1 protein-coding gene and 1 pseudogene are annotated in these 2,100 nt (G+C 74.4%); both read left to right on the top strand.

Annotation, left to right across the window (positions count from 1 at the left end; all coding sequences use genetic code 11):
- The first annotated feature begins 67 nt into the window (after positions 1–67).
- On the top strand, positions 68–1,063 hold the full coding sequence (locus tag MCAG_RS18615) for a hypothetical protein (RefSeq protein WP_007074529.1): 996 nt from the start codon (positions 68–70) through the stop codon (positions 1,061–1,063).
- A 62-nt stretch (positions 1,064–1,125) separates the two neighbouring features.
- A pseudogene (locus MCAG_RS18610) lies at positions 1,126–2,100 on the top strand (transposase); the annotation flags it as partial.

The raw sequence follows: 2,100 nt of genomic DNA, 5'->3' as shown, positions 1-2,100 counted from the left end.
CCGGGCCTCCTAAGCCGCCCACTAGGGTATGTGCCCAGAGTCACTCGGCGGCCGGAGACGCCGCCGGGTGGGCAGCCCGAAGCACACGGAGGTCAGCGTGGCCCGCCAGTCGCCCCAACGGCCCGACGCCGACGAGCCTGAGCTCGACGAGACCGACGGCACCGCCGCAGAGGTCGAAGAGGACGGCGCGCGCCCGTCGGCGCAGGACGCCGACCGCGCGCTCTGGGACGAGCTGCGCATCGACCCGGTCGAGATCGCCCTGCCCGCCGGCACCGGCTACACGCTGCGGGCGTACCGGCCGGCACGGGAGTTGACCCCGACCGACGTCGCCGAGCGCGACCAGGACGACCCGTTCCTGGCCCGCCGGCAGGCGGTCGAGACCGACGAGGACGAGGACGAGGTCATCATCCTCGACGAGGAGGTGGCCGCCGAGTTCGCCGAGGCGGACGCGGAGGAGGCCGGCGGGAAGTCCCGCTCCCGCAAGCCCCGCGCCGACGCGGACTCCGACGACGCCGGAGCCGCCACAGACGCGGACGCGGAGGAGGAGCCGGACTCCGACGAGGACGAGGCGGGCGACGAGGAGGTTCCGGTCTTCCTCAGCCACCGGGGCAGGCTGCTGCTGTTCAAGACGCCCGAATCCCTCGTCAGCTTCGTCCGGTCCGGCGCACCCAACGACATGTCTCAACTGGACAGCTGGAATGAACTGTCCGAACGGGTGGAGCCGGCCGACATCGTCCCGCTCGACGAGGACACCTACGAGCTGGACCTGGTCGTGGAGAACCTGCGGGGTGGGCACGACACCTGGGACTCGGCGCTGCTGATCGAGGCCGGCGAGGTGGCCCGGGACGTCGCGTATGCCCTGCGTCTGCCCGCCGTGTTGGACATGCTCTCCGCCGGCTCCAGCCTCGACGACCTGGACGAGGCGCTGCGCGCCACGGCCAACGGCGGGCTCGGGGGCTTCCTCGGCCGCCGGCGGCTGAGGAAAATCGGCGCGCAGACGGCGAGTCTCGGTTGGCGCACCATTGTCGGCAAGATCTCTGCGGTCGTGGACTGGCGCGACTGACACGTTCCAGGGAGCATCAGTCTCTGGCAGAGAAAGACCAGTCCCGGGAGGAGGACGACGCTGTGGCGCTCGTGCGCGTGTACTGCGGTCTGGCCTCGGCGGATCCGGCCGACCGACCGGCCTCGGCCGGTTCGGCGCTGACGTCCGCTGTGGTCGACGACGCAGGTCGGCTGCTCCATGTCTGCGAGATCGGCGACGACCCAGCCGGCTACGCTCAGCTGGTCGTGCTACTCGTGGAGCGGTCGGGCGGGCCGAGCGGGGCTGCGATCGCCGCCGACAGCGACGACCACACGGTCACCTCGCTGCTGAGTGCCGCCGGGCGTCCACTGGCGATCGCGGACGACGACTCGGTGGACGACTTCGCCGAGCGGTTCGCCGACGACGACTCGCTGGAGGAGATGCAGTCCGCGCCGGCCGAGCGGCGGGCGGTCGGGCTGGCCCGGGCGCTCCAGGCCGGCGCGCTCTCGGCGGTCACCCTCCCGGCGCCCCGGGATCTCGCCGGCTACAAGCAGGTCCTCTCGGCGCACGCCGCGCTCGCCAGCGGCCGGCACTCCGCCGCCGTGGCGCTGCGCGAGGTGCTGCGGGAGCTCTACCCGGCCGCCCTGCGCGCGTACCCGGACCCGGCCGAGCCGGTCGCCCTGGCCGTGTTGGACGCCCTGCCCGAGCCCGGCATGCTGGGCGGGACGATCGCCCGGGGCCGGGAGGTGTCGGTGGCGGCGGACGCCATCGCCGCCCACCTCGCGGCCGACGGGGTGGCCGACGAAGGCAAGATCAACGATGCGGTGACCGCGCTGCGGGTCGCCATCGCCGAGACCCCCCGCCGCGCGGCGGTCAGCCGGGCGCTCACCTCCGCCGTGGCGGAGACGGTCCGTCAGGCGGTGGCCTCGGTGCGAGCATGCGACGCGGGCTGCGAGGCCCTGGTCGGCGCGCTCGACGCCCGGGTCACCACCCCCACCCCGGTGCCGGGCCGGCGGGCCGCCGCCCGCCGGGGCGAGCCGGTCGCCGAGTTGCCCGGCGCCGGCCTGCGCGCACTGCGG

The organism is Micromonospora sp. ATCC 39149, from assembly GCF_000158815.1.
In the GTDB taxonomy this organism is placed as follows: Bacteria; Actinomycetota; Actinomycetes; order Mycobacteriales; family Micromonosporaceae; genus Micromonospora.
Note: the sequence above shows the minus strand (reverse complement) of the source record. Positions and strands in the feature narration are given on the sequence as shown.